Consider the following 24,594-nt stretch of genomic DNA (forward strand, 5'->3'; position numbering starts at 1 on the left):
GCCTGCGCAAAAGACAAAGCCCGCATAACCTTCCGATTATGCGGGCTTCAATTTGGTCGGGGCGAGAGGATTTGAACCTCCGACCACCTGCACCCCATGTACCTACGCATGTGCGGCAAAACAAGCACTTACGCCCTTTTGTCTAACTTGGCGCTTAATTTTTAAGCACGGTAGCACGCGGCTTTCCGGGCGATTTTGACATCAAGTTAGACACCTTCTTGACCACTCCGGTGTACCGAGGTACTGTATATTCATACAGTACTTACAAAGTTCCATGCCCGCCACCTTTCCTGCCCAGTCCGTCTTCCTCGAAGTCCAATATTTCGGTGACCTGCGCGACGAGTTCCGCGTCCCCTGCGAGGCCGTCACGATCGGCAACAGCACGATCACGGTCAAAGGGCCCCACGCCTGGAAGCTCGGTTCGGTGGGTTGGACGCCGGACTCATTGACGTTCCAATGCTATGACCAGAGCCACCGGTTTCCGGTTGGCCGGCCAGCGATCCTCGATGACAGGACCGCGCGTTTTCCCCTGCTTTGAGCCATGGGCAACAGCAAACTAGCCAATGGCTGCCAAGTGCCGACCGGGCCGGCACCTGACGCGGACGGACTTCTATCCCGGGTTCCGGGCCAGCACGTCGCGGAGGCCAGCCTGACCCTACCGGACCCAGCGCCAGGCCAGCACGCGGAAGCGGAGATAGACGCCGGCCATGTGGGACGGGTTCGGATCTTCTTCGAGGTCAAGACAGCCCGCCGCGGCAAGCACTCCCACCAGTTCTGGGCTGCGTACCGGGCCGAGCCGATACACGGCGGGTGGGATTCCGACGTGTCGTAGACTGGCAGCACCAAGGAGACAGGCCATGTGCGTGAACTACGTCCCGCTTCAGCGGAAGATCCTGCGCGACATCTTCGGTGTCGAACCGCCAGAATTCGACTGGAAGCCGGAGACCTGGCCGGACTACGCCGCTCCAATAGTCAGAGCAACGGAGTCGGGCCGGGAATGCGTGCTTGGGTCATTCAGCATGGTTCCGAAAGCGCGTATTGGCCCGGGCGTGAGGTACTACCCGACGGCTAACGCGCGGGCGGAGACCATGGGTAAACTCAGTTCATTCGCGAAATACTGGAAGGCCGGGCAACTATGCCTCATCCCCGCTACAGCGTTCTATGAACCGAACTATGAGAGCGGCAAAGCAGTTCGATGGAAGATCGGCTTGGCCGGATGGGAGCCATTCGCAATCGCTGGCCTATGGCGCTCATGGCCGGACGGCGCCGTGTCTTTCACAATGCCGACGCTCAACGCCGATAGCCATCCGCTGATGCGTCGGTTTCACAAGCCGGGCGACGAAAAGCGCGGCATCGTGGTACTGCCGCGGGAAAGCTGGGACGACTGGCTCACGTGCCGCGACTCTGAGGTCGCCCGCACGTTCCTCCGGCTGCTGCCACCCGAGCAATTGGTTGCTGAGCCGGCGCCGATACCGCCGCGCGTCAAGGCCGCGCCCTAGCAGGCCAGCGGGTTCCGGCTGCTGTCGGACGTGTCCCTATACCGCTCGAGCCGTCGTCACTCTACAAAGAATGAAACGACAAGGAGAGAACCATGGCTGGAAATGTCCACGTAGTACCGAAGGACAATGGTTGGGCAGTCGAGATCGAAGGCGGCGGAGGCCCCCTCGCACACTTTGAGAAGCAGGAAGACGCGATCGCCGAAGGAACGGAGCGCGCTCAGATGTACAAGGTCGAACTGCTCATCCACGGCCGGGACGGCAAGATCCGCGAGCGCAACAGCTTCGGGAACGACCCGCGCAACATCAAGGGGTAGCTGTGGCCGCCCCTACCCTGGCCGATCTGTCCCCCATGCTGCTTACGGAGCGCAAGACCATCCCGACCACCGGGGACTGGCTGTACGAAATCAAGTACGACGGCTACCGGCTACTCGCCGCCACCGGTGACCCGCAATTGCGATCGCGCAACGGCCACGTCGCAACCAAATGGTTTCCCGAGATCGCAGAAGCGATGGCGACTTTGGCGCCGGGCTGCATTCTGGATGGGGAGATCTGCGTGCTGGACGACATGGGCCGCCCCGACTTTGACCGGCTCCACAAGCGGGCTGCGCGCCGGGGCCGACCTGGCGGCTCGGATCCAGTGGTCTATTCCGTCTTCGACCTACTGGTATTGCACGGTGAAGACATCCGCGACCAGCCAGTTGAGGACCGGAAGGCCGCCTTGCAGGATGTTCTGGACTGTTGCACGTCGGTGCTGCTCTACGTGCAGGATGTGGACGACGGCCAGGGGCTGTACCAGCATGCCTTGGCCCTCGGGCTGGAAGGGATCGTGGGGAAGCGGCTGGGGAGCGTCTACAACTGCGGCAAGAGGTCGCCGGACTGGGTGAAGGTGAAGCGGCCGGGGGCTGTGCCGCCGGAGAGGTTTAAGCGCGCCTAGAACGTAGAGGTTCGTCGAGTTAGTATCGAGGTGAGCCCACAACAACCCGACAGAAATGGCACAAAAACTGAGGCGCGGCGCTAACGCAGACGCAAGCGGATCATACCAACCCATCATCCTTATAAAGAACGCAAAAGTCAATCCGGGAGCAAGAATCGACGGCGAGATATTTATTACCGGCTATGGCGCAATAAGCAGTGCGAAGTTAGCCGTGTATTCATCGCTGGGACTGTTCGTGGATGAGGCGTCCACATATAAATCCGGATTCGGTGAACGGCGGGATGGGGACCGCCTGCACATATTGCAGGGCCATCAAGAGACCCAAGGAGGTGGCAACGTTCTTATTCTTTTCGAGGCTGCGGTAGTGAGGGAGGACAGTATCATTGCGGACCCGTTTTCCGATTCCACTAGGGACCTAGTGATTTTTTCAGAGACGCGCGCGCCGCAGGCTCCGCTCTCATTCTCTTTAAAACTGCATGAGCGGTGCTCACCGGGTACGTATCAACTCGCGTTCGGTTTCACGTATTTTAACGGAACCGAGTGGTGTTCCGAACGAGAAGAAAAGCAATTCGTAGTGCGCAGTTTGATAGATCGTATCGATTGGCGTGCGGCGGCGTTATTCCTTACTGCGGCCGCAGTATCGATGGTTGCGGATTTGCCGGGCGCTATTATCAGCGTTTCAAGATTACTTCATCTCATTTTTCCTTTATAGGCTAGGAGCGAGAATCGCGTATATCGCCCGCGGACCATCGAATCGTGGCACCCGGACGTAGCCCGCCCCTATTGCAAGCTTGCGTTCAGGGAGTCGTAGGAACGCTCACAGGCCTGGCCGGCGATACGGGCTGCGTCAGCATATTGAGCCAATAGCCCCGCTCGACGGTCAGCGCGCTCGAGCACGTCGGCAAGCATTCCGATGGGATCGTCGGTTGTCGGGCCTGCGCCGGCAGAGCCGGAATCCTGGCCGGCTCGGCTGGCGGCGACCAGCTCGGCGACTCGGCTGCGCAGCCGCTCAGCAGCAGCGCCAGCATCGCTGGCGTCGCGGCGCGCGCCCTCCAGTTCTTCCGTTGCAGCATTCGCTATCTCCATCTGCGCCGCGGTACGGCGCTGTTCTTCCAGGCGCGCCGCGTCCACGGCTTTCAGCTGCGCATCGGCCTGTGCCCGGCGCTCCTCTGCCTGCTGAGCCACGAGCCGGTCGATCTGGCTCTCTTTGCGCCAACCGTTAACCGTCCATCCGATACCGAACGACAGCACCGCCAGGCCGACGGCGGCGACAGCGCGCCAAGGGACTGCAGCAGCAGCAGCTCGGATTGCAGTGGTCTGGATCATCGTTCCCTCGTTGCGCAGTCCGCGTACATCGTGGCGGTCTTGTCGATGTGAGCCAGCATCGCCTTCCGGCCGGCTCCCCGCTCGAGGATCGGCAGTGGCGGGCACGGCGCCGCCTGTGCGGCCGGCACGGCCATATGCTGGATAGTTGGGCTGGGAGGGGCGGCGCATCCGGCCAGAAGCATTGCCAGCATTATCATCTTCACCGCACGCCCTCCCTCAGCTTCCGATTCGCAGCCTCGATGGCACTGTTTGCCTTGGCCCGCTCCGCCTCCGTCAATGGGGTCGGTCCGCTCGCCTTACCCTGAGCGACGCGCTTGGCAGTCTGGGCCACTTCCGCCGAAGTCACGGCGGCCTCGGCGGCAGCGCCCGCCGCCTCCGATGCGGTCTGCGCAATGTCATTGATCTTCGGCACGAGGGCGCGCAGCGTGATGCCGTAGGTTTCCTGCATGCGCTCTATCTCCGCCAGGTGGTCGGCGCGCTGCTCAATCATGGCTTCACGAGCCTGCCACAGTGCAATGCTGTAACCGGCCACGCCACCGCCCACCGCAATCAGCAGCACAAGGGACACCGCCTCACAGAGATGAGCGGCGCGGAGGAATGCCGCCCGATTCCGCTCCACCCATTCACGAACCTTTGACATCAAGCCTCTCCTTCAAGAATCGGATCTCGGTCGTCAGTTCGGCCACCGTCCGCTTGAGGTCGCCGATCTCGCGCAGCAGGTCGTTGCGCTCCTTGTATGCCATGTCGGCGCGCTGCTCAGCGAGATCTGCGCGCGCATTGGCCTTGTCTAGCTGACCCTCGAGCCTCGCGATGATGTCGATTTCAGCCTGGCTTTGTGCGCCTTCGACACGATCGTTGCGCCATACCTTCCGGACGAACCAAATTGCCCCTCCGATCGCCGACACGATCAGGCCAATGGCGCCGCCAGTGCCCCCCGGCACACTGCTCCCGAGCTCGTCCAAAACAACCCCCTTTCCCATGTGGCCTTACGTCTCGACGCTCTCGCCGCCTTTAGCCAGATACACGGCCAGCAGCAGGTCTAGCGCTTGTTCATGTTGGCCGTATCCGGCGCCAGGTAGGCTGGCCCAGATGTTCTTGCACTTCCTGACCGCCTCACTGATGCGACCCGCCTCGATGTCTGGGATTGCGCGCCGCTCTTTGATCTGCTGTACCGCGATCGCGTCCTGACTTGCCGGCGAGAAATCCGGCAGGCGGAGCTGCTTCTTATAGGCGTCGTAGTAGCGCGACAGCAGTTGATAGCGGCCCGCCGCCGTCGAGCTGATTCCAAGGCGAGGCAGGCGCACCAGCTTGCGGGGATGGTCTGCATAGCCATCAAAGAGGCCGCCGCCTACCAACACGTCATAGCCTTGATCTTTGGTCCGTTGCAGACCGTTGTCCGTCCCTTCGCTGAACGCCAACATGTCGAGAAACGCCGCCATGTTTTTGCCGCCGGGCAGTAGATCGGGATGCGTGATTGGCATGGGCCTCCAGAAACAGAAGCCCGCACGAGGCGGGCATACGATCGGCCACTGCAAAAAAAAAGTGGCCTAGGGATTGCAAAGTAGAATGGTGCCTCGGAGCGCGATAGCCCAAAGGTCAAGAATGAATAAGAAGATCGAAGCAGCTTTGCCCATCCTGCGTTGTCCCAGAACCGGCACTCGGCTTTTCCACGAGGGCGCAGAACTCGTATCCGAAGCCGGGGAGCGCTACCCCATCGTGAACGGGAAGCCCATCCTGGTGCGGAACATTCAGGCGTTGCACACCACTCCCCCGCCGGTCGACATCGTGTCGCAGAACTTCACGCAGTTTCTACCGCACATGGAGTCACGCCGCATCGACGGGTTCAAGCTGCACCTCGGCTCGGGCAACGTTCCTTGCCGCGACGCTCATGTACTGTCCGTAGACATCCTTCCGACGCCGAACGCTGACCTCGTTGCAGAGGCTGAAGCTCTCCCGTTCGCGGACAACTCTCTGGCATGGGTTGAATCCGATGCGGTGTTCGAGCACCTCTACGACCCGATGGCGGCGATAGCGGAGGTCCGCCGCATACTGAAGCCTGGCGGCGCAATGCTCATCGACACGGCGTTCATGCAGAGCTATCACGGCTTCCCTGGCCACTACCTGAACATGACGCCACAGGCGGTGGAAACGCTTCTCGTCGATGACTTCGAATTGCTCGAATCACGAGTACCCTTCAAAGACCGCCCCTCATTGAACATCGAGGTCAGCATCCAACGGCTGATTGATGGGCTTCCGCTGGCCCACCGCCATGAGCTTCTTGGCATGCCGGTATCTCGCTTGCTAGCCGCGTTGCGCGACCTCAACACGGCCCGCACATGGTTCGATGCATCATCCGAGTACACGAATCGCTCGCTTGGTGCCGGCACCATGGTTATCGCTGCAAAGCCGAACGATTACGAGGCCCGACGAGCAGCAATCATAGAGAAAGTGGGCGCTGACCAGTTCGCAAGGATGAAGCGCCACTACTACGCCAGCCGTGTTGCCGTACAGCAGCGTCACCATGAAGCCGAGTTCTACCGACGCCGGAGCTTTGAAGTGGAGCCGAGCCGGTCCGACGATCACCCGCTACCCGATCTGTCGCAATGCCTCTATGCCGCAGCTGTCCGAGACTCGCTGGACCCTAGGGAATGGCAGTCGGCGATTGACCGGCTCTCCGCCCTTGATGCGCAACTCACAGAAATCCGCGACTTCTGGATCCGCAGCTATCTGCCTCTTGCGGAGGCTTCTGCGCGGATCGACGCAGCGTTCACTGATCCGATCGACACCATCCATAAGCTCAATGCCGACTTAGATGCTATGCGCGAATTGGTACAAAGACTAGAGTCCGGAAACGCTAAGCTGCGCCGCGAAAACCAAGATGCGCACCGCGCGCTCGAAGCCATGCGAACAAGCACGTCATGGCGTATCACGAAGCCACTGCGGGGAATCGTCACTCGCCTGAGGATACGATAGAGACTACCACCTGTCCCACGGCCACACGACGAGATGAGGCCCCGCGCGCTCGCAGGGCTCCCACTCCGCTCCGGTCCACTGCCATGCCCCCGGCTGAAGGGAAAAGTCTTCGTTCTCTTCTTGGCTGATATCACCAGGATCGTTTGCTTCCATATAGCCAAACGCCTTCAGTACGTTGGTTTCAGGGTTTCGGAATGAGCGCATTTAGCACCCTCCATTTGGAACGGTGTAGCCAAAGACGCCGATACTCGCGGCCCGAAGTGAAATGTTTGCGGAATTGGTCTCAGAGAACCACAAATAGAAGAGGTTCTGGCCGACGTTGGGAACTTCCCATGTGCCGCCACTAAGGCCGGTGGCGTTTGCCAGAGGAGTGGAGATCGGAATCGTCCACGAGTCCAACCCCGAGTCAACCCGCACGGCGAGGAAGGTCTGCGCACTACCGCTTCCGTTCGTATTCATTTGCCCCCCCGCACCAACTAACACAGTAAGCGCATTCGGCGGTACGCTCGTAGCAAGTGATACGGGCGTCTCGGTCGTAGCGGATCCGCTCGAAACAATGCCCGTGCTTACGTAGTAATGTGCGCATGCGCCACGATAACGCGTTTTCACCAGCTGCGAACCGGCGTTGAAGTACAGCGCGCCGATGTATGCCCAGTGGGTGTATCCGCTCGGCAACGTCGGACCGGTCGGTGGTGCGACGGTGCTTGCGATGGTCGCCAGTGCAGTACCGTTCCAGATGTAGTACAGGTGTAGCCACGTCGAGGGTGGAAATACTCCCACTTGGTCACGGCCGTTCGCTGCGGGCCCCGCGACCGCAACGTCGCAGGTCAACGTCGCTGCCGAATAAACGCTCGCCAAGTTGCCGCTTGCCGGAGCCCGCAGCACCACCCCCTGTGCCGAAATGTCGTACTTGGAATTCGGCGTCGCGGTGTTGTTGCTTCCAAGCAGGCCACGAACGCTTGGCAAAGCGACGGCTCCCCGGACGAGCTTCTGGATGGCCTGCAGTACCTGATCGCGCGAAGAACCATTGACGACGCCTCCAGTGGCCTCCACGACGTTTGCCAGTTCCTCCTGGACGTGGTCGAACCAGACATCCTCCAGATCCGTCGCCGGAATGCCAGAGACGGCATCCCCATTGGTAAAGCCGTCCTTGCCTGCCCCGAACTTGTCGATTACTCGGGTTGCAGTTGAAATGCGTCGCATCAGGTATCTCCGTATCCAATGAATAGAATCGTGTGAGCCGGCTTGTATTGCGCCAGCAGGCAGTAGAGGCCCGGGTCGCCCCATGAGGCGAGTGGTTCGTTACAGCGGCTGTTCGCCTTCATCCGGCGGACGTCCGCCTCGGCCGGAACATTGACGCGCCAGGCGTTCCGCCAGCCGCCTTGGTTTAGCGCTGAATTGCACTTGCTGTTGGCGCGGAAAGGTCGGAACTCCGTCACTGTCACGCCGGCATAGCCCATGGCATTCAGCAGCCCAGTGAAGAACGCCATCGACTGTCCGCCCTGGAACACAATGCGCTGCAGCAGCCGGCCTCGACGGTCCGCAATGGATGTAGCCGGCGTCAGGCACGGATCCGGCAAGCCAAACAGCGCCTCCCACTGCCCCAGCAGCTGCGTGGTCGTGCGCGGGTCCGCCTCATCCAGCAGGTCGTCTACCCTTGCATCGATGCGCGCCAGTTCCGTACCGACCGCGTCCATCTGCTTGACCGTGATCGCGTCCCTCCCGCGCGGCCAAGCCGGGCCACGAGGCAGGAGCCCGAGCAGGTGATCGAGATAATCGGCCTCCGTCAGAGCCATGTGATGCTCCCGAAGGTCGACATCTGGCCTGTCGAATTCGTGACGTTGGCTGCGGGAGATACCAACACGTGGTCATCCTCGCCGGCCGCGATACTGATCGCCTCACGGATATGGCTGATGAGAATCGTCTTGCCGGGGGCCGCTTCCCTGAGAAGGAGGTCTCGCAGTTCCGCTTCTACCGAAGCCTTTACTGCCAACGTGGGCGGCGTGAGCTGAATCTGGAAGTTGATGGGCGCCGCTATCGGGGCCACGACGTACAGCTCTGCCGTGACGGGCCGCACCGTGTCGATGTGGGCTTGGACTGCCGCCACCTCGGCAGCGTCCGGGATCATCGACGCATCGTTGTCGCGCACGAACCGGACGGTCACGGTTCCTGCCCCCATTTCCAACGGATAGACCCACGCACGCGTGACGCCCGGGACCTCCAGCGCCCACGCGATGTAATCGGATGCCGCGCCGCCGCTGGCAGGCTTGCGGATGCGCTCCAAGAACCGGGCGCGAAGTTCGTCGACTTGCTCGACGTCGGAGCCATTCGTCATCCCAGCAACGTCAACGACACCGACAGACTGGGCGCCGGCTATTGGGGACAGAAGCGACAGCGGCGTTCCGGGCAGTGCGTTGCCCGCAGCGCCAGCCTCGACGGCTTGCACCGGGATAACAGTCACACCGCCACCGATTGCGGTGTCCGCAACCACCCGGTACTCGACACCGTCCGCTCTGCGGAGCACGGCCTCAGCCGGGACAATGGTGCCCGCAATGCCGCTCGTCGACCAGGCACCCGCAGCGAACTCTGCGGGCTTCGGCTCGATACCCCAGATGGACGCCCACCGGACAAGGATCTCGTCATCCGCGGTGTCGTAGATGATCTGGTTGGCAATCCAATCCAGGTATCCATGCAATTCGTGCGAGGTGCCGGCCAGAACCCGCGCGATCACCTCGGAATCGGACCGGCGCAGTAGTTCGTCAGGCGTGAGCCGGGCCAGCATGTCAGCGCGAGTGCGCGATACCAGCTCCGTCAGCGTCGGTCGGCTAAACATTCAATTGGCTCCAGACATTTGCGAAACGCAGATCAAGCTGCGGCCCGTCTTGGCGATCAATCACGACGCGCATCGCGAGCACGTCGAGCCCTTGGCGCTCCGCCTCAACTGTGACGCGAGTCGCTACGCCGTCCTCAACCAGGTGCGCCAGGGCCTCACGGCCGTACTCGATGGCGCGCTGCACTGTGGCGTTCGTCAGCTTCTCGCGGGACAACAGCCACAGGCGGGAACCAATGCGATCGCCTTCCTGCTCGGCAACGTTGTCGCCCCACCAGCCCCATCGCTCACCCTCTATCGGGTCATCCGCCTCTGCACGGCGCCAGGTGAAAAGCGCCATGATCACGGCGCGCACCAGCGGGTTGGTGACCGCCAGCAAAGAAGATTCGACACCGTCGATCGTGATCGACATGTCGTCGGCGTAGCCCGGCATTCGTGCTCCTGTTAATCGGGTATGGGCCCACCACCGTGGCGGTGGCCGAGGAAGGACTTGCCGCCGATGTTGGCGTCGCCGGTGACGGTGATGTCGCCGTCTACCGTTAGCCCGCCCGCTGGTGTCGAGATGCCGTCCATCGCGGTGAGCCGGCCCTCCACGGTCATATCGCCATGGAGTCGCGTGTGTTCCGAATAGACGTGAATGCCGTCCGCCTTCAGAACCACCGCTTGCGACTTGTCGTCGTGAATGGCGACCTCACCCTCCTCGAGCCCGGTCATCCGGTAGCGCCGGTCTGCGCACACGATCACGATGCCGTGAGAGCGGTCACCGTCGAGGAACAGGGTCACGACCTCAGCGCCCTTCTTCGGGCAACTGGTAAATCCGTAGGGCTCGAAGTGTTCAAGCGTGCCTGGAACGTCGTCCGCCAGAAGCTGGACCTGAAGCCCTTGCATCTTTGCCGCGGCGTTGGCGAGAACGACCGTGCCGCGCACGACCATGTTCTGCAGGCGCTGCATCAGCGGCCTGGCCAGACGCGAGAACGTCCTGTCGTCCATCAGCGAGCCCCCTTCACTTCACTCCAGCCGCCGCCCTTTGTCTTCGGCGCGCTGTTGTTGACCTTGGGTGCTCGGCTGTCGGCCGGTCGCACGTCGCCCCACTCTGCAACCTTCTTGTCCTTGGCATCCTTTTTTGCGGCACCCTTGGCCGGGTTGTTGACGTACCCGTCGGGCGGCCCAACCTGGAGCAGGGAAACCATGCCCTGATCGCTCAGGCGGTAAGTGATCTGGGCGATCACGAACTGATCATCGAAGCCGATTACCGGGTCGGTCACCCGTACCAGTTGGTTGTGCCGCCAAAGCGAGCCGTCAGCCTGCCGCCACCCTTGGACGGTGTAGGTCGTGGCGATTGCCTTGGCACGGCGGTTTGCGCGCTCGTACTTCACCCGATCGGCCGCAGTCCCGCCATCGGCCTGTCCGCTGGCCTTGATCAGCATTACCCTGCGTCGGCGCACTGTCGCGTCCGTGATTACCGCGCTTTCTTCGGCTACCGCGGCGCCAAAGTCTTCATCATTGCCCGCGCGCTGGCCCTTGCAGATGTATTCACTGAATACCTCCTTGTAGTCCAGAGACGCATCGGCACCCAAAATGTTCTCGCCGTGGCGCAACGCCGTCGCGGCCGAGCCAGCCGAGCCCACATGGATAAAGACTAGCCGCCCTTCCGCGTCGTCGGTCGCGAGCAGCTGGCGCAGGCGCAGCAGGCGGTCAATGGATTCGAATACCGTCTCGCCCTGCTCAATGACGTGGGACAGCGGCTTTCCGGGCTCGACTTCGCTCGTTACCTTGATGCCGTAGGTCGACGCCAGATCCCGAGCGATTCGCTCGACCGTCGCGCCGCTCCAGCTTCCTGGCTTGTGCATAGCCGCGCAGTCGACGAGATCCTGCGTCTTGCTGCGGCCCTTCACGCCCACGGACACCTGCCGACCGTCGTAGCGGATCGGGGTCGCGTCCACGTAGCCGGTAAGAACCCGGTCTGATCCGATGAAGACCTCGCACACATCCCCGGGCCGGATGCGCCGTGGAACGTCCGTCTGCCCCGGCCAACGGTCGGTCACCGCTAGGGTGAAGTCTCGGACCTGCCGCTCGATGCCAGCCGTGATCTCGACCTCTTTCCACCCGCCGTAGTCCGTGCCGTTGACCCGCAGCTTGACCGCGTTGATGTTCTCCGTCATGCCGACAGCACCTTCAGAGGACGGGGGGCGAGGAAGCCCGGCCGGCGAACTCTGTTCAGCTCCACGATTTCCGCCTCGCGCGACACGTCTTCGAACCGGTCGTAGGCAAGCGCCAACGCTGGTGTCACGGCCACCGGCGTTACAGTGGTCAGCCTGGCGCTTCCGGCAACGCGCATCGTGACGTCGCGATGCACGTTGCCGCGCAGCACCTGCATTTCGCGATAGACGGGATCCGACGCGGTCAGGCTGGCCTCATCGAGCGTCGCGACAAGATCGTCTCGCACCTGGACAGCGTCGTCGTAGACCGGAAGCGGCATAGCCGCCGTCATCCCGGCAGCCTGTACGAGGGTCGCCCGCGCAAACAATTCGTTCAGCGCCGCGGCGTTGGCGTTGATACGCTGGCGACTGGGGCTGGTGCTTGCTGTCGGATTCTCGACCGTCCCGCCAGCGGCGGCCGTGTTGGCACGCTGCTGGAAAGTGCGGGCAAGGGCCGTCAACGCCTGAACCGACACCCTATTTCGCGCAGCGGCGCCGCCACCGCCGATCACCCCGGCGATGCTCTCGAAGATCGATTCACCGCGGGCGAACATCCCAAAGACGGCGGAGGCCAAGCCCGCGGTATCGGGCAGGAGCGATAGTGCTTGCGCCTTCAGGAAACCAAGGGGGTTCGCCAGCAGATTCGTCAGGTTGCCCGCGCCGTTCTCGACCAGGTCAAAACCCTCGTTCAGCATGGAGAGCGCGTCCAGAGACACGAATGACGCCACGCCATCGAGACTAAATTTGCTCATGAAGTCAGTCGTCGCAACCTCCTGCAGCGTGTCCGCCGACAGAAGCGTCTTAGCCCCCAGCGACTCCATCGCGGAGGGGAAAGCCAGTTCTCCGGACTCGACGAAGGACATCTGCACGGTGCACATCCCGCCGTGCGACATGCTGTGCGTTACGCGGGCAGGTTCCTTCAGCGAGACGGTCATCTCGCCATACCAGGGATGCACCAGAGTCCCCGGGCCGGCCTTCTCGAGGGCCTCTAGCAGCCGGTCGCGCTGCTCGATGTAGTCGTCACCTAGCAGAAAGCCGGTGATAGAGAACTCCCTGGCTGCCCGGCCAAGGTCCTCCGCATACGGCTTGTCACGCTGGGGGTACTCATGCACCTGAACACGACGACCAAACGCGCCGTCGTCGGCCTCGACCTCAAAGGCGACCCCGCGGAACGAGGCCGCCTGCATCTTCTCTTTCCAGGCCATGTTAGAAGCTCAGTGCGCTGCGATAGCCGACATCGGGATTCACGGCGAGGCCCGGTTGGTTCGTCCGGCCCGGATCCACGCGCATGCCTTCAGGCGCGCCCTCGAACCGCACGCGCAGTTCGCCATTCAAGCGCGCCGGCTGCTGAGGCCCCGTCAAGGCTCCCCGGTTAGCCAGCGGGCTACCCATAGACGCCGCTGCAGGATTTGGTGACGCGGGCTGGCGCGCCAACGCGCTAGCCCCCTGCGCCACAGGCGTCGAGTCGCCGGAGCCGAATACCTTGCCAACGAAGCCGCCGACAGCCCGGGCACCGTTCATGATCGGCTCGATGAACCCCTTGACGCGATCCCACAGCGACGAGAACCATGTAACGATCGGTTCCCAGTTCCGCACGATGATGCCCAGCGGGTGGAAGCTCATAAGCGCATCAGCCACGAAGCCTAGGAATCCAGTGAGGGTAGCGGACACCGAATTCCACAGCTCTGCGAGCCACGCGCTGATTGCGGACCAAGCCGCGACAAGGTTCGACCTCACGGATGCCCATAGCGCGGAGAACCAGGTGCTGATGCCACCCCAGTTGTCATAGATCAGGTATGCAGCCGTAGCGATGGCCGCCACGATCGCAAGGATCGGATTAGCCAGCATCGCCCGGCCCACCGCGATGATTGCCGTCCCGACCATCGACAGCGCTCCAATGAGCAGCGGCGCTACGTAGGTCGCCATGCGCGCGAAGACCATCACGAGCTGCACCGCGGAGGAAAGCGGCCCGGCAAGGATCAAAGCCCCGATGCCGATGAGGACGTTGCGCATGCCGCCCATGGCATCGACGAAGTCGGAGATCCCATCTACGACGCGCACAATCCCATTCCCGAGCCGCTCGAACCCACCCGAATCCACCCAGCCTTGAAACGCAGTAGCGAGGCGGGTGATGTACCCGCCGACCTTCTGCTGCAGCAGCACCTGATTCGCTGCGATCCAACTTTCCAACGCCTTCAGCGCAGGCATGATGGCGGGCGCAGCGAAGGCGAACATCTCGGCCGTCTGTGTCCGGTACTGGGCGCCGATCTCGCCCAAGGTCTCGTCCAGCTTGTCCAGCCGTTCGACGGAATCCGCGGAGAGCACCTTGCCCATCGTCTGCTGGGCGCTCAGCATCTCGATCAGCGCGTCCTTGCCGCCGGTGAGCGTGGGGAGTAGCTTGGCGCCTGTCTTCCCGAACGCTTCCATCGCCATCCGGGTGCGTAGGGCGTGGTTCTCGTTCGCTTCAAGCCCTGCCGCGAACTCCGGCAGAATCTCGGTGATGGAACGGATCTCGCCCTTGGCGTTGCGCAACGGGATGCGCAAGCGGGTCATGAGTTCGGCGAATCCCTTGTCCTTCCCTGCCGCGGCGTCAGCGATGCCCTTGTTGAACTTCACGATGGCGTCGTTCGCTGCCTCCGCCTCCAGACCACCGAGGCGGAATGCGCCCTGCAGCCGCTGCAGTTGCTCGGCCTGGACGCCGGTCACGTCGACCGCGTCCTGTACCGATGCGGAATACTGCATCGCCGAGCGGGCGGCATTCAGCGCGCCCCACCCTATGGCACCGAAGCTGATAGCGGTGGGGAGGCCGAAGCTGCCAACCAGTCCTCGGCTTGCGCTGCCCAAGTCCCGAAAGCTCTTGTGCGTGGCGTTGATGCCGCCCCGGACCGTCTTCAGCGTCGGAGAGATCTTGTCCACCGCGCTGAGAATGGCCTTGAGCATGAAGCTATCCGCCATCTTCGTTCCTCATGTTCTCTGCGATTCGCAGCGCTTGGGATTCATACAAATCCAGCCGCGACATGGGCAAGGCCAGTGCCGCGGCGGGGTCCAACTTCCAGAAGTAGGCAACGTCGAATACGCGCTCTACGAATCGCTCTCGGTCGAGATCGTCGTCGCCGCTTCCTCCTGACCGAAAAAACCCATGACGATTCCCTGCAGCTTCTGCAGGTCGGCCAGGCCAATCTGCTTGACGGACGACATGGGGATCTGGGCCAGCTTGGAAACGTAGCGGGCGACCACCTTGGGGCGAAGTTCGACGCCCTGGCCGCCGGTGTCACTCTGGACCACGATGTACGGATAGCCGATCTCCATCAGATCCTCGCCGCTCGGCTCGCGCAGTTCGATCTCGCGACGTTCTTCGCCGTGCGCGGTGATGGCCTTGCTCAGGGTGACAGTCACGCTCATTGCCAGATCCCCTTGGAGCCCTCGAATTCGAGGTCGATTTCGCCTTCCTCGCCCTTGATAGTCGGTTCACCGATCAAGTAGGCGCCGGACAGCGTGAATACCTTGCCGTTGGCAAGCTCGGCGGTGATGGTCATGTCCGAGCCTTCGCGCAGGGTCTCCAGCGGGAAGTCATTGGTAAAGAGTGCCGTGACCTTCAGCGACGGGGCGCGAGGCATCTCCTTGAAGCCCGCGACACCCTTCGTGCTCATCACGGTTTCCCGCGTGACATCGGCGGCGGAGATTTCCACGCCGCCCTTGATTTCGAGCTGGTCGCCGTCCGTCTTGACGAAGCAGGCGCCGGCAATGCGTTTTGCCATGTTGGACTCCTTAGTATTGCAGACGGAATTGCGCCAGGACTGCGAAGACGCGAAGCTGATTCACCAGATCGGGCGGCAGCAGGACGTTGAGGCGGTTCGGGTCGTTGGCATCACGCTCGACGATCAGGTTGGCGGCGAATGCCCGGGAGTTCTCGACCAGACCCTCGTCCTCCATGGCCGCGTACTGGGCCAGGAGCTCGCCGCGGATCACGCTCGGCGTCACGATGGCGGCCCCGGCGCCGAACTGGGTGCCGTCGTCGGCCAGCTTGTGACGCGGGTACTTGGTCGTGATCGCGTTGCGCAGCCGGCGCAGGATCGCGGCCAGTTGGTGCATCGTCTCGCTGTCCAGGTAGGACGGGTCAGGCTGGCCCCACAGATTCTTCTGGTAGGTCGTGATCGCCCGCTCGATGCGCACCACGCCGCCGGAGACGAAACTGGTCGCAATCCCGGACGACAGCAGGGTCTGTCGCTCGGCCTGGACGAAGCGGTTGCCTGCCGGCGCCGGCAGAATGCCAACCAGTTCTCCGGTCTGCGTCGGCCGGGCCGGATCGGCGTTGATGAACACCGCATTCCGGGCGCCATAGGCTGCCGCGTACTCCCAGACCGGGTTGGGCACCAGCGTTTCAAAGCCGGCCAGGGTGACGTGCTGATCGTTGCGCAGGACGCCAGCCGCCTGGAGGCCCGAGAACGTACCACGCTGGGCGCTGTAGACGTGGCCGTAGATCTGGCGGTTCCATGCCCACCGACCGCTCACATCGTTCATCGTGGTGCGCCACAGGTCCAGCGTGGTGGTGTCGCTGTACGGGTTCACGATGAAGTCGAACTCTTCGTCGCCCATCGCTGGGACGGCGGCCGTCAGGCTGGGCGCCGCCGTGCCACCCGACATGGCGGTCACGGCTACGGTCAGGCCGGCCGGCGTGCTCTCGCCACCGGCGGCACCGTAGTAGTTCATCTGCAGCAGCAGGTCATTGCCCAGCGCGCCCTTGTGGCGGGCGCTCAGCGTGACCGTACCGGTAGCCGCGGCCGCGGTCACGGGCAGTTCGACGTTGGCATTGACTGCAGCAGCGAGCGCAGTCGCCAGGGTGGCTGCGGTGTCGCCCGCGGCGACGCCGATCTGTACGCGCTGAGCGCCGATGTACGCATTCAGGGTGCCGGCCTTGGTGGCCGTGCCGGAGATGGCGAACGAGCCAGTCGCGGCGGCGCCTGCGCCGGGGTCGTCCATGGCGATGCACCACACCTCGCCGAAGGGATCGCCGAGCCGGTAGAGCTCGTGCATGCGGGCCAGCATCGAGCCGACGCCGAACAGCTCTTTCGCTTGGTCAGTCCGGGCCACCAGCTGCAGCGTGTCGGCCGGCGACGTGCCCGCAGCCAGCTTCTGGCCGACCAGCAAGGTCCGGTTCTGTTGCGAGAAGTAGCCAGCCTGGGAGTTGTCGACCTCCGCGTAGAACAGAGGCACCCGGACGTTCTGCGGGATGTTCGAGAATGGTACGGTCATTGTTTCGCTCCCTTCTTGGCGGGCGCAGGTTCGTCGAGATCGGCGATGCCGGGCTGCACTTCGACCACGTCGCCATCACGAAGGCGGCGCAGCCAGTATTGGGACGGTTCCACCGCGCGGCCTTCCGCGGGCAAATAGCCGCCCTTCTCCGGATCCGGGACTTCCCGGCCGGAGGCTGGTTTCACATGCATGGGTAACTCCTTAGGGTTGCGGCAGGTCGATCGTCAGGCCGGACTCAGCGCGCCCGTCCGGGCCCGGCGATCCGCCCGGGTAGGCGCTGGGATCGTCGGGATGATCTTGTTTCGGATGGTTGGGGTCCGCTGGGTCGATGGCGTCAACGGTTACGTCCAGTCCTTCCAGATAGGGCAACTCATCGTCGCGGACAGACTTAAACGTGTCTTCGTAGCCGATGTCGTACACCGCCTTGAACTCAAACTGGTAATAGAGCCGCGCCCGGTCCAAGTGGAGCAGTGAGCCGCCGTCGTACTCGATCTGGTCGTAGTCATCGCCCGGCTGCCAGCCCACCAGTGCTCGTACCAGAATCTTCCGCATGTCATGCACGGTCGTAACCGCCGCCTGGCCCCGTTCGTCAACCGCGTTGCTCAGGACCACCACCACAGCGAATGAGTCTTCCACCGTCTGCCGATGGCCGTTCGTGCTTTTGTTCGGATCAGGGTTCTCGTCCAGCGGAATCACGTACGCGGCGGGGACGAGCAGGTTTGCACCTTCTGGCAGCACCTGGAACTTGGCGGCGCCTGCTACCCGGTTCTGGAAGATTCCCGCGCGTTGGCGCAACTGCGTAATGACGGCGTTCAGGTTCATCGCGGAATCAGCGCGTTTTGCAGCGCCGCCCTCAACGCCACCTCTGCCACAGGCCGGCGACGGTTCAGTGCCTCGACCATATAATTCGCTCGCGGCTCAATCCGCCACCCGCTCGGGCCACCCCCCTTTCCGTTCGGATTCGGGCGGACACCGTACTGGAGGAAGGCGGGATAGAAGTCTTGTCCCATCTCGGGGGTCTTTTGCGGTGCAATACGCACCAGGAACCCGGGCCGACTCAGCTTGGATTTGATGCTTCGAGAGAGCGCGCCCGTATCTCGGCCGGGAAATTCGCCTGGTGCCGAAATGGCACGGCGAGCCACCAGCCGGCGGGCCTCCTTCTGGACGCCGCGGCCCTCGACACGCAGGGCCTTCCGGATCTGCTTGCGGTCAAAGTCGATGCGGGTGTGCCCGGACAGCCGGACGCTTAGGTCGTTGCTCATGCGATCTTCGCGAGCAGTTCGACGTCGAGAAGGACTGCTTCGCGCTCGCCCTGCCAGGCACTCGCACGGCGAACGCGGTAGCGCAAGCCTTCCGCATCGACGACATGCTCACCGGTGATTTCCGTCTCTGTCAGGCCCGGCCGCCGACGAATCGTCACACGGTGCGTCACGCCTTCGCCGGTCTGCTTGGCACCGTAGAAGATCGCCGCGCCGACCGGGACGATGCTTGCCCAAGCTGGAATACCCGGGCCAAACTCCTGTTCGATGGCGAACCCCGTGTCAGGTTGATCTTGCCAACGTCGGATGAGAACTCGACGGTTCAACTTCCCCGCTTGCAACATGGTCAGAACTTTTTCCGATACCACAGCAGCCGCTCGACGCCTTGGTCAACCTGCGCTGACGTGGCGCCGATAACTACAGATTCGCGGTTGGTGTACCAATGGCCCACCAGGAGCAGAATGGCCTGCTGCACATCCTTGGTCAGAAGCATCTCGTCCGGTGTCACAGGATCCGCATCGACAATCACCCGATCGCAATGCTGCTCAACATGAGCAATCGCCGCATCGACGTACCCTTGGATGAGGTCGTCATCGTCCGTGAAGTCAGGGTCCAGACGCAGTTGCTTCTTGACCAGTGCAAGGTCCATTACTTCGTCTCTTTTGCCGCAGCCGGCTTCGTGGCCTTGGGCTCGGCCTTTTCGGCTTCCGGCTGACGGCCTTTGAGCTCTTCGGCCAGGCCCTTTCCGATCAGCGCATGCGCATACTCAGGGTCAACGTCCTTGAATACCTGACCCGCCTTGACTTGCACGTTGCCAGACTTGAGTAAATCCGCGTCATCGCGGAACCCCCACACAATTCTGATGTTCATGTCAGTCTCCTCAGCGGGAGGGGTTGCCCCCTCCCCACCGGTTACACGGCGAAGGTGCCCTTGACGAAGGCGTAGGGCCGGCGCACTGCCAGGCCAAGGCGCTCTTCCACCAGGATGACGCGCTGGTTCTTCACGAAGTCGTCATTGATCATGCCGACCTTGACCGTAAAGGCCATGCGGTCATAGATCCGGGCGCCCTGCGCGAACGAGCCGACGACGAACTCACCGCCGGTGCTCGTGCCGTCGCCTTCGTCCATGCTGTCGGACGCGACAACCGGACGACCCCACAGTACCGGGGTAACCAGGCCCTGCAGGTTCGCGAACAAGTAGCGGTTCTCGCCGTCCTTCTGGAGCTCAATGTTCATCCAATCCAGTTCGGACATGACGACCGCATCGGCCGCCCGCTTCGACTGCTTGCGGACCTGGTAGATCGCCCGGCGAATCGTGTCGATCGCCGTGTCACCGGCTTTTGCCAGCGCAGCGTCGAAGGTCGTCGCTTGGGTCATGATGCCGTTCAGGTTGTTGCCGGTGCCCGATCCCTTCAGGATCTGGCCTTCCTCGGCCAGCTTGAGGTCGTAGCGCAGCAGTTCCTGGATGTAGCTGTAGAGCTGCGGCACGTCGTCCAGCGCTTCGTCCGTGACGGGCATCCATACGGCGATCTTCTTGATCGTGTCGGTCTTTGCCTCGAACGTGACGTTGCTTTGCGGCTTGGCGGCACCTTCCGCTACCATGCCAGCGCCCATGGTATGCAGAAGCTCGACGAAATAGCTGAAGCTGTTGCCGGCCGTCACGGGCGTGGTCGGGATCAGGTCGCGGATCAGCAGCTCTTGGCGCGGCTTGTCCTGGATGATCGGGTCATAGACCGGGGGTACGATGCCGGCGCTTGTCACCTTGGTTTCGGACATGGCCGCCATGTCGCCCTTTGTGATCTCGATCTCCGCTGCGATCTGCTTCTTTTCGATCAGAGCCTTGTAGTTGTCGTCGCTCTTGACGAAGTCGACGAAGCCCTTCTTCTCGCCGCCGGGGGTGCGCAGACGGACGCCCTTCTCCTCGAGCTTCTGGACTTGGTCGATGACCTTTTGCAGCTCGCCCTGTTGGTTTGCGATCTGGCTCTTGATCTCGCCAGTCACGCCCTCGCCCTTTTCCAGCTTTTCGACGACTGCGTCGTATTTTTGCTGCAGGCCGGCAAAGCCGTCTTTCAGTTGACGCTCCAGACCTTCGCGCATTTCTTTCACATCGGTGGTCATAGTGATGCTCCAAATTTCGTGGTGAACAGTTGAGAGATTTGTTTCAGCTCCTCCACGATCTCCGTGGCCTCACTACCACCGTCTCGGTGGAGTGCGGGATAGCCGAGCGAAGCGACTGCCGCCGCTTCCTTCTGCGAGAGTCCCATGCGATCTCGCAGGGCGCCCTCGAAAAGACGAATGTCCGATTTGACGCTCGTGACTTGCGCATCCGGGTTCATGCCAAAGGGGACGACAGACGCCTCCCAAAGCTCAGCCTCTTTGATGACCCGAACAGTCCGGCCGCCGCGCTCTTCATACGCCGCGGTGATGGTGTTAAATCCGATGGACATGCTGTCCAGCGTGCCGTCCTTCATCAGCTCGTATGCGTCGACCGCGTAGGACACCTTCAGATTGACGCGGCCCTTTACGAACAAGCCGTGGTCGTCTTGACGAAAATCAGCCGCACCGATCAAACGGGTCAGATCATGAAAAAGGGCCAGCTTGAGCTGGCCCTTTCGGGTGGTCTTAACCTTGGTAAAGGCGCCTGGAAGGATGATGTCGTCACCAAGGTCCACGTTGTTGAATGCCGAGGCGTAGCCCTCGAAATTGCCCGCATCGTCGACAGCCTTGATGTCGAACGGGACTTCAAGCTTGCTGAGCATTGGTCTGCATCTCCCATCGTGTCACCCGGTCGTACTCGTCGCCGTCAAGAAGCTCCAAGTTTTCCTTTGCCCTTACTTCATTGATCGCCATCCAGCCCGAGCCATTTGAGCCACCTAGAGCGGCCTGGTAATAGGCGGCGCGGCCCGCACTGTCCGCGCGCAGCAGCCCCTCCACGATGAACTCGACGTACATCGGTCCATCACCGAAAAGCTTGTCGTTGAGCTCGTCTTCGATTGCGTCGATGTACGGCTTGAGGCCGAATGTCACGAATCCGCTCTTCTGCTGCTCCAGGTTCGATCCCATGATGGAGGTCTTCCCCGCCCGATTCGCCAGCCAAAGGGGGACCCCCCAGATGCCGGCAAGGGCCTCTTCCTGGAACTGCTGCGACTCAATGAATTGACTGTCTTTCTGGCTCAGCCCGGCGGGGATGATGCTCGGCCCACCTTGGAGGACTGCCATCTTGCCAATGTCCTCGACGTCGCCCTGCCGGATGTCGGGAAACTTCGCCATGATCTGCTCTTGCTGCGCGGCGGTCAGGAACTCCTTGTAGACCACGTAGCCGCCAGTGAAGCCACCCTTGCGCATGAAGCGCGCCGACCAGTCCTGGCCGGCCTTTGCCAGTCCCATCGACTCGGCTTGGTATTCAACGGGCGACATGCCGATGATCCCGTCGCAACTAAACAGCTTGAAGTGCAGCATGTTCTCGGGCGAGACCGGAAAGCGATCGTTTCCGAGCGTGACCCAGTAGAGCAGATCCTCTTCCGTCTCGACATCCACGCAATCCGTCGCGACGGGTACAAGGCCAATAGGGTCGCCGCTTCCGTTGCGCTCGATCAGCGCGTAGCCGTTGCCACGCAACGCCATGTTCATCACTGCGGCCTTCAAAAAGTTCAGGCGCGTCATGAAGGGATTCGGCTTGCGCAGCAGGCGCGTGAATCTTGCGTTCTTGGACGGCGCTTTGTCTCGGCCGGTGCCCTCGTAGAGCTTCAACGGCAGACCAGCAACGGACTCGCTGAGAATCTTCAGGCAAGCCCAGACGATAGGGATCGTCGGTGCGTTCTCAGCCGTGATCCTTACCCCGGCTTGCGTGCGTTTCCCGCCGATAGCCATGTCGACTTCGACATAGTTCCCCGTGGCGGGATCGGTGTACCCGAACATGCGCCAGGTCAGGGGGTTGTACCAGCGAAACGCCATTTTTAGCCTATGAGTCCAAAGAATCCGCCAGTGAGGTACTGATCGATACTGCCTTGTGCAGCCGGGTTCAGTGCCATCAGCGAGACGGCACACAGAGCCGCCATAAGCGGGTCGATCTTTGCTTTGCCTGACGCTGCCTTGGTGATCAGGATCGCGTTGCCTTTGTCCTCAACGCGGGCATTACTGATGCACCACGCCATCAGGGGGCGACCGCCGTGCAACAGATCGCGGCCTGCAACCTTCCGTTCCGTGGTCTTAATCGCGCCGTTCAGTCGGTAGCCCTGCGAGATCGCGATGATCTGTTCCATGGTGATACCGCGCTCTTCGGTGATCAGTTCGTCGACGATGTCTCCGATACCAGCCGCATCGACCCCGATTCCCTTTTCCTTGGGGAGGAGGCCCGAATCCCGTACCCTGCAGATGACGTCGGCCACCGCGGTGACGTCTTCCCCAGGCTGCTCCATGATGGTCAGATCGCCTTCCTTCTCGAAGTCCAGTAGGCGGGGTGCGATCTCCTTGCGCCTATCGAAGACGATCTTGTGAGCCCAGGCATGGCACCAAAGCAGCCATTTGCCGGTTCCCCGCTCGCGGCCCAACACGGCCAAGCCCAGCAAGTCGTCCAGTCCACCGCCGTCGATACCGACGACCGCGACCTCTGACCGTGCAAGTAGGGAGTCCAGCGTGATGGAGGTATCCGCCGCGGCTTCCCAGAAGTCCGCACCGGCCCACCGGTCCGACCGAAGGTTCAGACCGATCTCGACATTCAGATGTTTGGCAAGGAACTGCTGCAGCGTTCCGTCCGTCTTGGACTGGTTCTTCCGCAGTTGGTCCTCGAGCCATTCCGCGCTCACTGAACGTCCGATGTTCGGGTTCGTGACGTAGAAGTTGGCGGGGTCCGTGTACGCCTTGCTCTTGAGCATGGCTTCCGGGAACTCGTAGAGAATCCCCAGCGTCTTGCAGTCATCTATCCGACCGTCTCGGACGGCGCGCCAGTAGTCCAGGCGCTCCTTGAACACCCCGGCAGGCGGGTCATCGCTCTGCGTGGTCAGGTAAATCACCCAGCCCTCATCACGAGACACCTGGCCGCCCAGCGCTTCCATAAACATGGATTCGGCATTGGATCGCTTGCCAAACAGCCAAAGTTCGTCGACAAGGACCTTCCCAGACTTCTTGCCAGACACCGTGTCAGTGTCTGCCGCGACAACCTTGAGGCTGTTCCGATTCAGCCGGTGCGTGATGGTGCGGACGTGGTCCTGGATGTGGAACAGGGCCTTTAGCTCGTCGTCCTCCCGGACCATTGCTGCGGCAGGCTTGAAGCTGTTATCCGCTACCTCCTTGGTCGGCGCTAGGATCAGGTGTTCCTCTTCCTCTCGCCAGCACAGGATCAGAGCGGTCAGCATGATTCCGGCCGCGATCGTGGATTTCGTGTTCTTCTTGCTGATGAGCAGACCGTATTCGCGGATCAGTTGCTTGCCGCTCTCGGCGTCGTAGCCACCGAATATGGCGGACACGAAGTCGAATACCCATTGTTCGCTGCATTCCCCGAAGGTCGGCTTGCCAGGCAAGTCGACCACGCGGAGCTGCTTGAAGATGGCAAGCGCCTGTTCGGCCTGTTCCCGGTAGATCGGCGCGGGGATGATGGACTCCCGCGCCACCAACCTGCGCTCCCAATCCGCGCAGGCGGTCGACCATTCCATGGCTAAACCTTCTTCCCGCCTGCGGCCACCAGCTTAGGAGGCGCCGCCGCGGCGAACCGGCTGGCAACTTGTTTGGCCGCCTCCTGCCGCTGATCCTTCTTGCCGCCCTCGCCAAGCTTCTGATGGGTGTACGGCAACATTGCCTTCGCCGCATCGACACGCATCTTGGCGTCGGTCGACACGTCGTTCATGACTGCCTTGAGAAACTTCAGCGGGTCGTCATAGGTTGCCGCGATAGCCAGGATGTCCGGCTCCTTCGGCGGACGGCCGGCTCCCGGACGGGCACCGCCGCTTCGTCCGGGCTTGCCTGCCATTTGAATTCCTTTTGAATGAGGGAAATTTTCCGCGCGTGGGAGGGCGAGTGGTCTAGAGCCTATGGTGGCCCTATGTTTTCACCCCCCCCGCCACAAAAAACGGCCCGTCTATGGGCCATTTTCGATCTAGTACACGCCGAGCTTGATGTCGGACTGCGCCGTACTTACAAGCGCATCTACCGCCGAACTGCCGAGGACGGTCTCAAAGTCCGTAGCGTTCTCATGGGTCACAGTGTAAGTAACCCCGTTTGCTCGTTGATTTGTTCCACGCAGAAATACGGCGACATCTGCGCCGTGCGACTGGTTTGGTACGACTACGACATCGTAATCCTTACCGTTGTGGGAGAACTGGCTGGCG

The 24,594-nt window shown here is 62.0% G+C and carries 32 protein-coding genes; 6 read left to right on the forward strand and 26 right to left on the reverse strand.

The genetic code is table 11. The annotated features are described in order from the left end of the window. Nucleotides 1-274: 274 nt before the first annotated feature. From LDO27_RS09635 to LDO27_RS09655, 5 genes are all read left to right on the forward strand, one after another. Complete coding sequence (locus LDO27_RS09635; RefSeq protein WP_224041369.1) at nt 275-538, forward strand: hypothetical protein; 264 nt, start codon at nt 275-277, stop codon at nt 536-538. A gap of 319 nt (nt 539-857) precedes the next feature. Further along, nucleotides 858-1,499: an SOS response-associated peptidase family protein gene (locus LDO27_RS09640; RefSeq protein ID WP_224041371.1), complete on the forward strand. Its 642-nt coding sequence runs from the start codon at nt 858-860 to the stop codon at nt 1,497-1,499. A gap of 92 nt (nt 1,500-1,591) precedes the next feature. Then, nucleotides 1,592-1,813, forward strand: a complete 222-nt coding sequence (locus tag LDO27_RS09645; RefSeq protein ID WP_224041373.1) for a DUF2188 domain-containing protein — start codon at nt 1,592-1,594, stop codon at nt 1,811-1,813. A 35-nt stretch (nt 1,814-1,848) separates the two neighbouring features. Next, on the forward strand, nt 1,849-2,433 hold the full coding sequence (locus tag LDO27_RS09650) for an ATP-dependent DNA ligase (RefSeq protein ID WP_224041375.1): 585 nt from the start codon (nt 1,849-1,851) through the stop codon (nt 2,431-2,433). A 55-nt stretch (nt 2,434-2,488) separates the two neighbouring features. Then, nucleotides 2,489-3,145, forward strand: a complete 657-nt coding sequence (locus LDO27_RS09655; RefSeq protein ID WP_224041377.1) for a hypothetical protein — start codon at nt 2,489-2,491, stop codon at nt 3,143-3,145. A 68-nt stretch (nt 3,146-3,213) separates the two neighbouring features. Here LDO27_RS09655 and LDO27_RS09660 read toward each other — a convergent pair whose 3' ends face one another. From LDO27_RS09660 to LDO27_RS09675, 4 genes are all read right to left on the reverse strand, one after another. Continuing rightward, nucleotides 3,214-3,759: a DUF2514 family protein gene (locus tag LDO27_RS09660; protein ID WP_224041379.1), complete on the reverse strand. Its 546-nt coding sequence runs from the start codon at nt 3,757-3,759 to the stop codon at nt 3,214-3,216. Nucleotides 3,760-3,958: 199 nt separating this feature from the next. Further along, entirely contained in the window at nt 3,959-4,399 is a 441-nt protein-coding gene (locus LDO27_RS09665; protein ID WP_224041381.1) for a hypothetical protein, read from the reverse strand. Then, complete coding sequence (locus tag LDO27_RS09670) at nt 4,383-4,739, reverse strand: hypothetical protein (RefSeq protein ID WP_224041383.1); 357 nt, start codon at nt 4,737-4,739, stop codon at nt 4,383-4,385. The genes LDO27_RS09665 and LDO27_RS09670 overlap by 17 nt, the downstream gene beginning before the upstream one ends. A 6-nt stretch (nt 4,740-4,745) precedes the next feature. Continuing rightward, nucleotides 4,746-5,240 carry a glycoside hydrolase family 24 protein gene (locus LDO27_RS09675; RefSeq protein WP_224041385.1) on the reverse strand — a complete coding sequence of 165 codons (495 nt, stop codon included), beginning with the start codon at nt 5,238-5,240 and terminating at the stop codon, nt 4,746-4,748. Nucleotides 5,241-5,361: 121 nt separating this feature from the next. Here LDO27_RS09675 and LDO27_RS09680 point away from each other — a divergent pair, with 121 nt between their 5' ends. Further along, nucleotides 5,362-6,732 (forward strand): class I SAM-dependent methyltransferase, encoded by a 1,371-nt coding sequence (locus LDO27_RS09680; protein WP_224041386.1) that lies wholly within the window; start codon nt 5,362-5,364, stop codon nt 6,730-6,732. 204 nt (nt 6,733-6,936) lie between these two features. On the opposite strand, the gene LDO27_RS09685 is transcribed toward LDO27_RS09680, so the two are convergent. From LDO27_RS09685 to LDO27_RS09790, 22 genes are all read right to left on the reverse strand, one after another. After that, entirely contained in the window at nt 6,937-7,935 is a 999-nt protein-coding gene (locus tag LDO27_RS09685) for a hypothetical protein (RefSeq protein WP_224041388.1), read from the reverse strand. Continuing rightward, nucleotides 7,935-8,528: a YmfQ family protein gene (locus LDO27_RS09690; RefSeq protein ID WP_224041390.1), complete on the reverse strand. Its 594-nt coding sequence runs from the start codon at nt 8,526-8,528 to the stop codon at nt 7,935-7,937. Before LDO27_RS09690 ends, LDO27_RS09685 begins: the two co-directional genes overlap by 1 nt. After that, nucleotides 8,519-9,565, reverse strand: coding sequence for a baseplate J/gp47 family protein (locus tag LDO27_RS09695; RefSeq protein ID WP_224041392.1), 1,047 nt, complete (start codon nt 9,563-9,565; stop codon nt 8,519-8,521). The genes LDO27_RS09690 and LDO27_RS09695 overlap by 10 nt, the downstream gene beginning before the upstream one ends. Further along, entirely contained in the window at nt 9,558-9,995 is a 438-nt protein-coding gene (locus LDO27_RS09700; protein ID WP_224041394.1) for a phage GP46 family protein, read from the reverse strand. The genes LDO27_RS09695 and LDO27_RS09700 overlap by 8 nt, the downstream gene beginning before the upstream one ends. Before the next feature lie 11 nt (nt 9,996-10,006). Then, entirely contained in the window at nt 10,007-10,552 is a 546-nt protein-coding gene (locus LDO27_RS09705) for a phage baseplate assembly protein V (protein WP_224041396.1), read from the reverse strand. Then, nucleotides 10,552-11,724 carry a phage baseplate assembly protein gene (locus LDO27_RS09710; protein WP_224041398.1) on the reverse strand — a complete coding sequence of 391 codons (1,173 nt, stop codon included), beginning with the start codon at nt 11,722-11,724 and terminating at the stop codon, nt 10,552-10,554. The genes LDO27_RS09705 and LDO27_RS09710 overlap by 1 nt, the downstream gene beginning before the upstream one ends. Then, complete coding sequence (locus tag LDO27_RS09715) at nt 11,721-12,965, reverse strand: DNA circularization protein (protein WP_224041401.1); 1,245 nt, start codon at nt 12,963-12,965, stop codon at nt 11,721-11,723. The genes LDO27_RS09710 and LDO27_RS09715 overlap by 4 nt, the downstream gene beginning before the upstream one ends. Nucleotide 12,966: 1 nt before the next feature. Beyond that, nucleotides 12,967-14,700, reverse strand: a complete 1,734-nt coding sequence (locus LDO27_RS09720; RefSeq protein WP_224041403.1) for a phage tail tape measure protein — start codon at nt 14,698-14,700, stop codon at nt 12,967-12,969. A gap of 141 nt (nt 14,701-14,841) precedes the next feature. Further along, nucleotides 14,842-15,162: a phage tail assembly protein gene (locus LDO27_RS09725; RefSeq protein ID WP_224041405.1), complete on the reverse strand. Its 321-nt coding sequence runs from the start codon at nt 15,160-15,162 to the stop codon at nt 14,842-14,844. Further along, nucleotides 15,159-15,518 (reverse strand): phage tail tube protein, encoded by a 360-nt coding sequence (locus LDO27_RS09730; protein WP_224041407.1) that lies wholly within the window; start codon nt 15,516-15,518, stop codon nt 15,159-15,161. The genes LDO27_RS09725 and LDO27_RS09730 overlap by 4 nt, the downstream gene beginning before the upstream one ends. Before the next feature lie 10 nt (nt 15,519-15,528). Further along, nucleotides 15,529-17,013, reverse strand: a complete 1,485-nt coding sequence (locus LDO27_RS09735; protein ID WP_224041409.1) for a phage tail sheath subtilisin-like domain-containing protein — start codon at nt 17,011-17,013, stop codon at nt 15,529-15,531. After that, complete coding sequence (locus LDO27_RS09740; RefSeq protein WP_224041411.1) at nt 17,010-17,204, reverse strand: DUF2635 domain-containing protein; 195 nt, start codon at nt 17,202-17,204, stop codon at nt 17,010-17,012. Before LDO27_RS09740 ends, LDO27_RS09735 begins: the two co-directional genes overlap by 4 nt. A 10-nt stretch (nt 17,205-17,214) precedes the next feature. Further along, nucleotides 17,215-17,835 carry a phage tail terminator protein gene (locus tag LDO27_RS09745; RefSeq protein WP_224041413.1) on the reverse strand — a complete coding sequence of 207 codons (621 nt, stop codon included), beginning with the start codon at nt 17,833-17,835 and terminating at the stop codon, nt 17,215-17,217. Continuing rightward, nucleotides 17,832-18,275 carry a hypothetical protein gene (locus LDO27_RS09750; protein ID WP_224041415.1) on the reverse strand — a complete coding sequence of 148 codons (444 nt, stop codon included), beginning with the start codon at nt 18,273-18,275 and terminating at the stop codon, nt 17,832-17,834. The genes LDO27_RS09745 and LDO27_RS09750 overlap by 4 nt, the downstream gene beginning before the upstream one ends. Next, nucleotides 18,272-18,616 carry a head-tail adaptor protein gene (locus LDO27_RS09755; protein ID WP_224041417.1) on the reverse strand — a complete coding sequence of 115 codons (345 nt, stop codon included), beginning with the start codon at nt 18,614-18,616 and terminating at the stop codon, nt 18,272-18,274. The genes LDO27_RS09750 and LDO27_RS09755 overlap by 4 nt, the downstream gene beginning before the upstream one ends. A 2-nt stretch (nt 18,617-18,618) precedes the next feature. Continuing rightward, on the reverse strand, nt 18,619-18,921 hold the full coding sequence (locus LDO27_RS09760; protein ID WP_224041419.1) for a head-tail connector protein: 303 nt from the start codon (nt 18,919-18,921) through the stop codon (nt 18,619-18,621). Further along, nucleotides 18,921-19,142, reverse strand: a complete 222-nt coding sequence (locus tag LDO27_RS09765; RefSeq protein WP_224041421.1) for a DUF7302 family protein — start codon at nt 19,140-19,142, stop codon at nt 18,921-18,923. The genes LDO27_RS09760 and LDO27_RS09765 overlap by 1 nt, the downstream gene beginning before the upstream one ends. 41 nt (nt 19,143-19,183) lie before the next feature. Next, the gene (locus LDO27_RS09770; protein WP_224041423.1) at nt 19,184-20,389 is read right to left on the reverse strand and encodes a phage major capsid protein; all 1,206 of its coding nucleotides are present in this window, start codon (nt 20,387-20,389) and stop codon (nt 19,184-19,186) included. Next, nucleotides 20,386-21,030 carry an HK97 family phage prohead protease gene (locus tag LDO27_RS09775; RefSeq protein WP_224041425.1) on the reverse strand — a complete coding sequence of 215 codons (645 nt, stop codon included), beginning with the start codon at nt 21,028-21,030 and terminating at the stop codon, nt 20,386-20,388. Before LDO27_RS09775 ends, LDO27_RS09770 begins: the two co-directional genes overlap by 4 nt. Beyond that, nucleotides 21,014-22,225, reverse strand: a complete 1,212-nt coding sequence (locus tag LDO27_RS09780; RefSeq protein WP_224041427.1) for a phage portal protein — start codon at nt 22,223-22,225, stop codon at nt 21,014-21,016. The genes LDO27_RS09775 and LDO27_RS09780 overlap by 17 nt, the downstream gene beginning before the upstream one ends. Nucleotides 22,226-22,227: 2 nt before the next feature. Further along, nucleotides 22,228-23,922: a terminase large subunit gene (locus LDO27_RS09785; RefSeq protein WP_224041429.1), complete on the reverse strand. Its 1,695-nt coding sequence runs from the start codon at nt 23,920-23,922 to the stop codon at nt 22,228-22,230. Between the two features lie 2 nt (nt 23,923-23,924). Further along, a complete protein-coding gene (locus tag LDO27_RS09790) occupies nt 23,925-24,236 on the reverse strand; it encodes a hypothetical protein (protein WP_224041431.1) in 312 nt (103 codons plus the stop codon). Nucleotides 24,237-24,594 lie beyond the last annotated feature (358 nt).

This window comes from Cupriavidus respiraculi (assembly GCF_914271545.1).
GTDB classification, from domain to species: Bacteria; Pseudomonadota; Gammaproteobacteria; order Burkholderiales; family Burkholderiaceae; genus Cupriavidus; species Cupriavidus respiraculi.

Bases quoted from the DNA above. Each gene is read 5' to 3' on its own strand.
- LDO27_RS09690 (WP_224041390.1), bottom strand. From the start codon at position 8,528: ATGGCTCTGACGGAGGCCGATTATCTCGATCACCTGCTCGGGCTCCTG.
- LDO27_RS09665 (WP_224041381.1), bottom strand. From the start codon at position 4,399: ATGTCAAAGGTTCGTGAATGGGTGGAGCGGAATCGGGCGGCATTCCTC.
- LDO27_RS09735 (WP_224041409.1), bottom strand. From the start codon at position 17,013: ATGACCGTACCATTCTCGAACATCCCGCAGAACGTCCGGGTGCCTCTG.
- LDO27_RS09730 (WP_224041407.1), bottom strand. From the start codon at position 15,518: ATGGCAAAACGCATTGCCGGCGCCTGCTTCGTCAAGACGGACGGCGAC.
- LDO27_RS09715 (WP_224041401.1), bottom strand. From the start codon at position 12,965: ATGGCCTGGAAAGAGAAGATGCAGGCGGCCTCGTTCCGCGGGGTCGCC.
- LDO27_RS09745 (WP_224041413.1), bottom strand. From the start codon at position 17,835: ATGAACCTGAACGCCGTCATTACGCAGTTGCGCCAACGCGCGGGAATC.
- LDO27_RS09755 (WP_224041417.1), bottom strand. From the start codon at position 18,616: ATGTTGCAAGCGGGGAAGTTGAACCGTCGAGTTCTCATCCGACGTTGG.
- LDO27_RS09680 (WP_224041386.1), top strand. From the start codon at position 5,362: ATGAATAAGAAGATCGAAGCAGCTTTGCCCATCCTGCGTTGTCCCAGA.
- LDO27_RS09790 (WP_224041431.1), bottom strand. From the start codon at position 24,236: ATGGCAGGCAAGCCCGGACGAAGCGGCGGTGCCCGTCCGGGAGCCGGC.
- LDO27_RS09695 (WP_224041392.1), bottom strand. From the start codon at position 9,565: ATGTTTAGCCGACCGACGCTGACGGAGCTGGTATCGCGCACTCGCGCT.
- LDO27_RS09785 (WP_224041429.1), bottom strand. From the start codon at position 23,922: ATGGAATGGTCGACCGCCTGCGCGGATTGGGAGCGCAGGTTGGTGGCG.
- LDO27_RS09770 (WP_224041423.1), bottom strand. From the start codon at position 20,389: ATGACCACCGATGTGAAAGAAATGCGCGAAGGTCTGGAGCGTCAACTG.
- LDO27_RS09720 (WP_224041403.1), bottom strand. From the start codon at position 14,700: ATGCTCAAGGCCATTCTCAGCGCGGTGGACAAGATCTCTCCGACGCTG.
- LDO27_RS09670 (WP_224041383.1), bottom strand. From the start codon at position 4,739: ATGGGAAAGGGGGTTGTTTTGGACGAGCTCGGGAGCAGTGTGCCGGGG.
- LDO27_RS09700 (WP_224041394.1), bottom strand. From the start codon at position 9,995: ATGCCGGGCTACGCCGACGACATGTCGATCACGATCGACGGTGTCGAA.
- LDO27_RS09780 (WP_224041427.1), bottom strand. From the start codon at position 22,225: ATGGCGTTTCGCTGGTACAACCCCCTGACCTGGCGCATGTTCGGGTAC.
- LDO27_RS09725 (WP_224041405.1), bottom strand. From the start codon at position 15,162: ATGAGCGTGACTGTCACCCTGAGCAAGGCCATCACCGCGCACGGCGAA.
- LDO27_RS09685 (WP_224041388.1), bottom strand. From the start codon at position 7,935: ATGCGACGCATTTCAACTGCAACCCGAGTAATCGACAAGTTCGGGGCA.
- LDO27_RS09705 (WP_224041396.1), bottom strand. From the start codon at position 10,552: ATGGACGACAGGACGTTCTCGCGTCTGGCCAGGCCGCTGATGCAGCGC.
- LDO27_RS09650 (WP_224041375.1), top strand. From the start codon at position 1,849: ATGCTGCTTACGGAGCGCAAGACCATCCCGACCACCGGGGACTGGCTG.
- LDO27_RS09660 (WP_224041379.1), bottom strand. From the start codon at position 3,759: ATGATCCAGACCACTGCAATCCGAGCTGCTGCTGCTGCAGTCCCTTGG.
- LDO27_RS09750 (WP_224041415.1), bottom strand. From the start codon at position 18,275: ATGAGCAACGACCTAAGCGTCCGGCTGTCCGGGCACACCCGCATCGAC.
- LDO27_RS09675 (WP_224041385.1), bottom strand. From the start codon at position 5,240: ATGCCAATCACGCATCCCGATCTACTGCCCGGCGGCAAAAACATGGCG.
- LDO27_RS09645 (WP_224041373.1), top strand. From the start codon at position 1,592: ATGGCTGGAAATGTCCACGTAGTACCGAAGGACAATGGTTGGGCAGTC.
- LDO27_RS09740 (WP_224041411.1), bottom strand. From the start codon at position 17,204: ATGCATGTGAAACCAGCCTCCGGCCGGGAAGTCCCGGATCCGGAGAAG.
- LDO27_RS09775 (WP_224041425.1), bottom strand. From the start codon at position 21,030: ATGCTCAGCAAGCTTGAAGTCCCGTTCGACATCAAGGCTGTCGACGAT.
- LDO27_RS09760 (WP_224041419.1), bottom strand. From the start codon at position 18,921: ATGGACCTTGCACTGGTCAAGAAGCAACTGCGTCTGGACCCTGACTTC.
- LDO27_RS09640 (WP_224041371.1), top strand. From the start codon at position 858: ATGTGCGTGAACTACGTCCCGCTTCAGCGGAAGATCCTGCGCGACATC.
- LDO27_RS09765 (WP_224041421.1), bottom strand. From the start codon at position 19,142: ATGAACATCAGAATTGTGTGGGGGTTCCGCGATGACGCGGATTTACTC.
- LDO27_RS09710 (WP_224041398.1), bottom strand. From the start codon at position 11,724: ATGACGGAGAACATCAACGCGGTCAAGCTGCGGGTCAACGGCACGGAC.
- LDO27_RS09655 (WP_224041377.1), top strand. From the start codon at position 2,489: ATGGCACAAAAACTGAGGCGCGGCGCTAACGCAGACGCAAGCGGATCA.
- LDO27_RS09635 (WP_224041369.1), top strand. From the start codon at position 275: ATGCCCGCCACCTTTCCTGCCCAGTCCGTCTTCCTCGAAGTCCAATAT.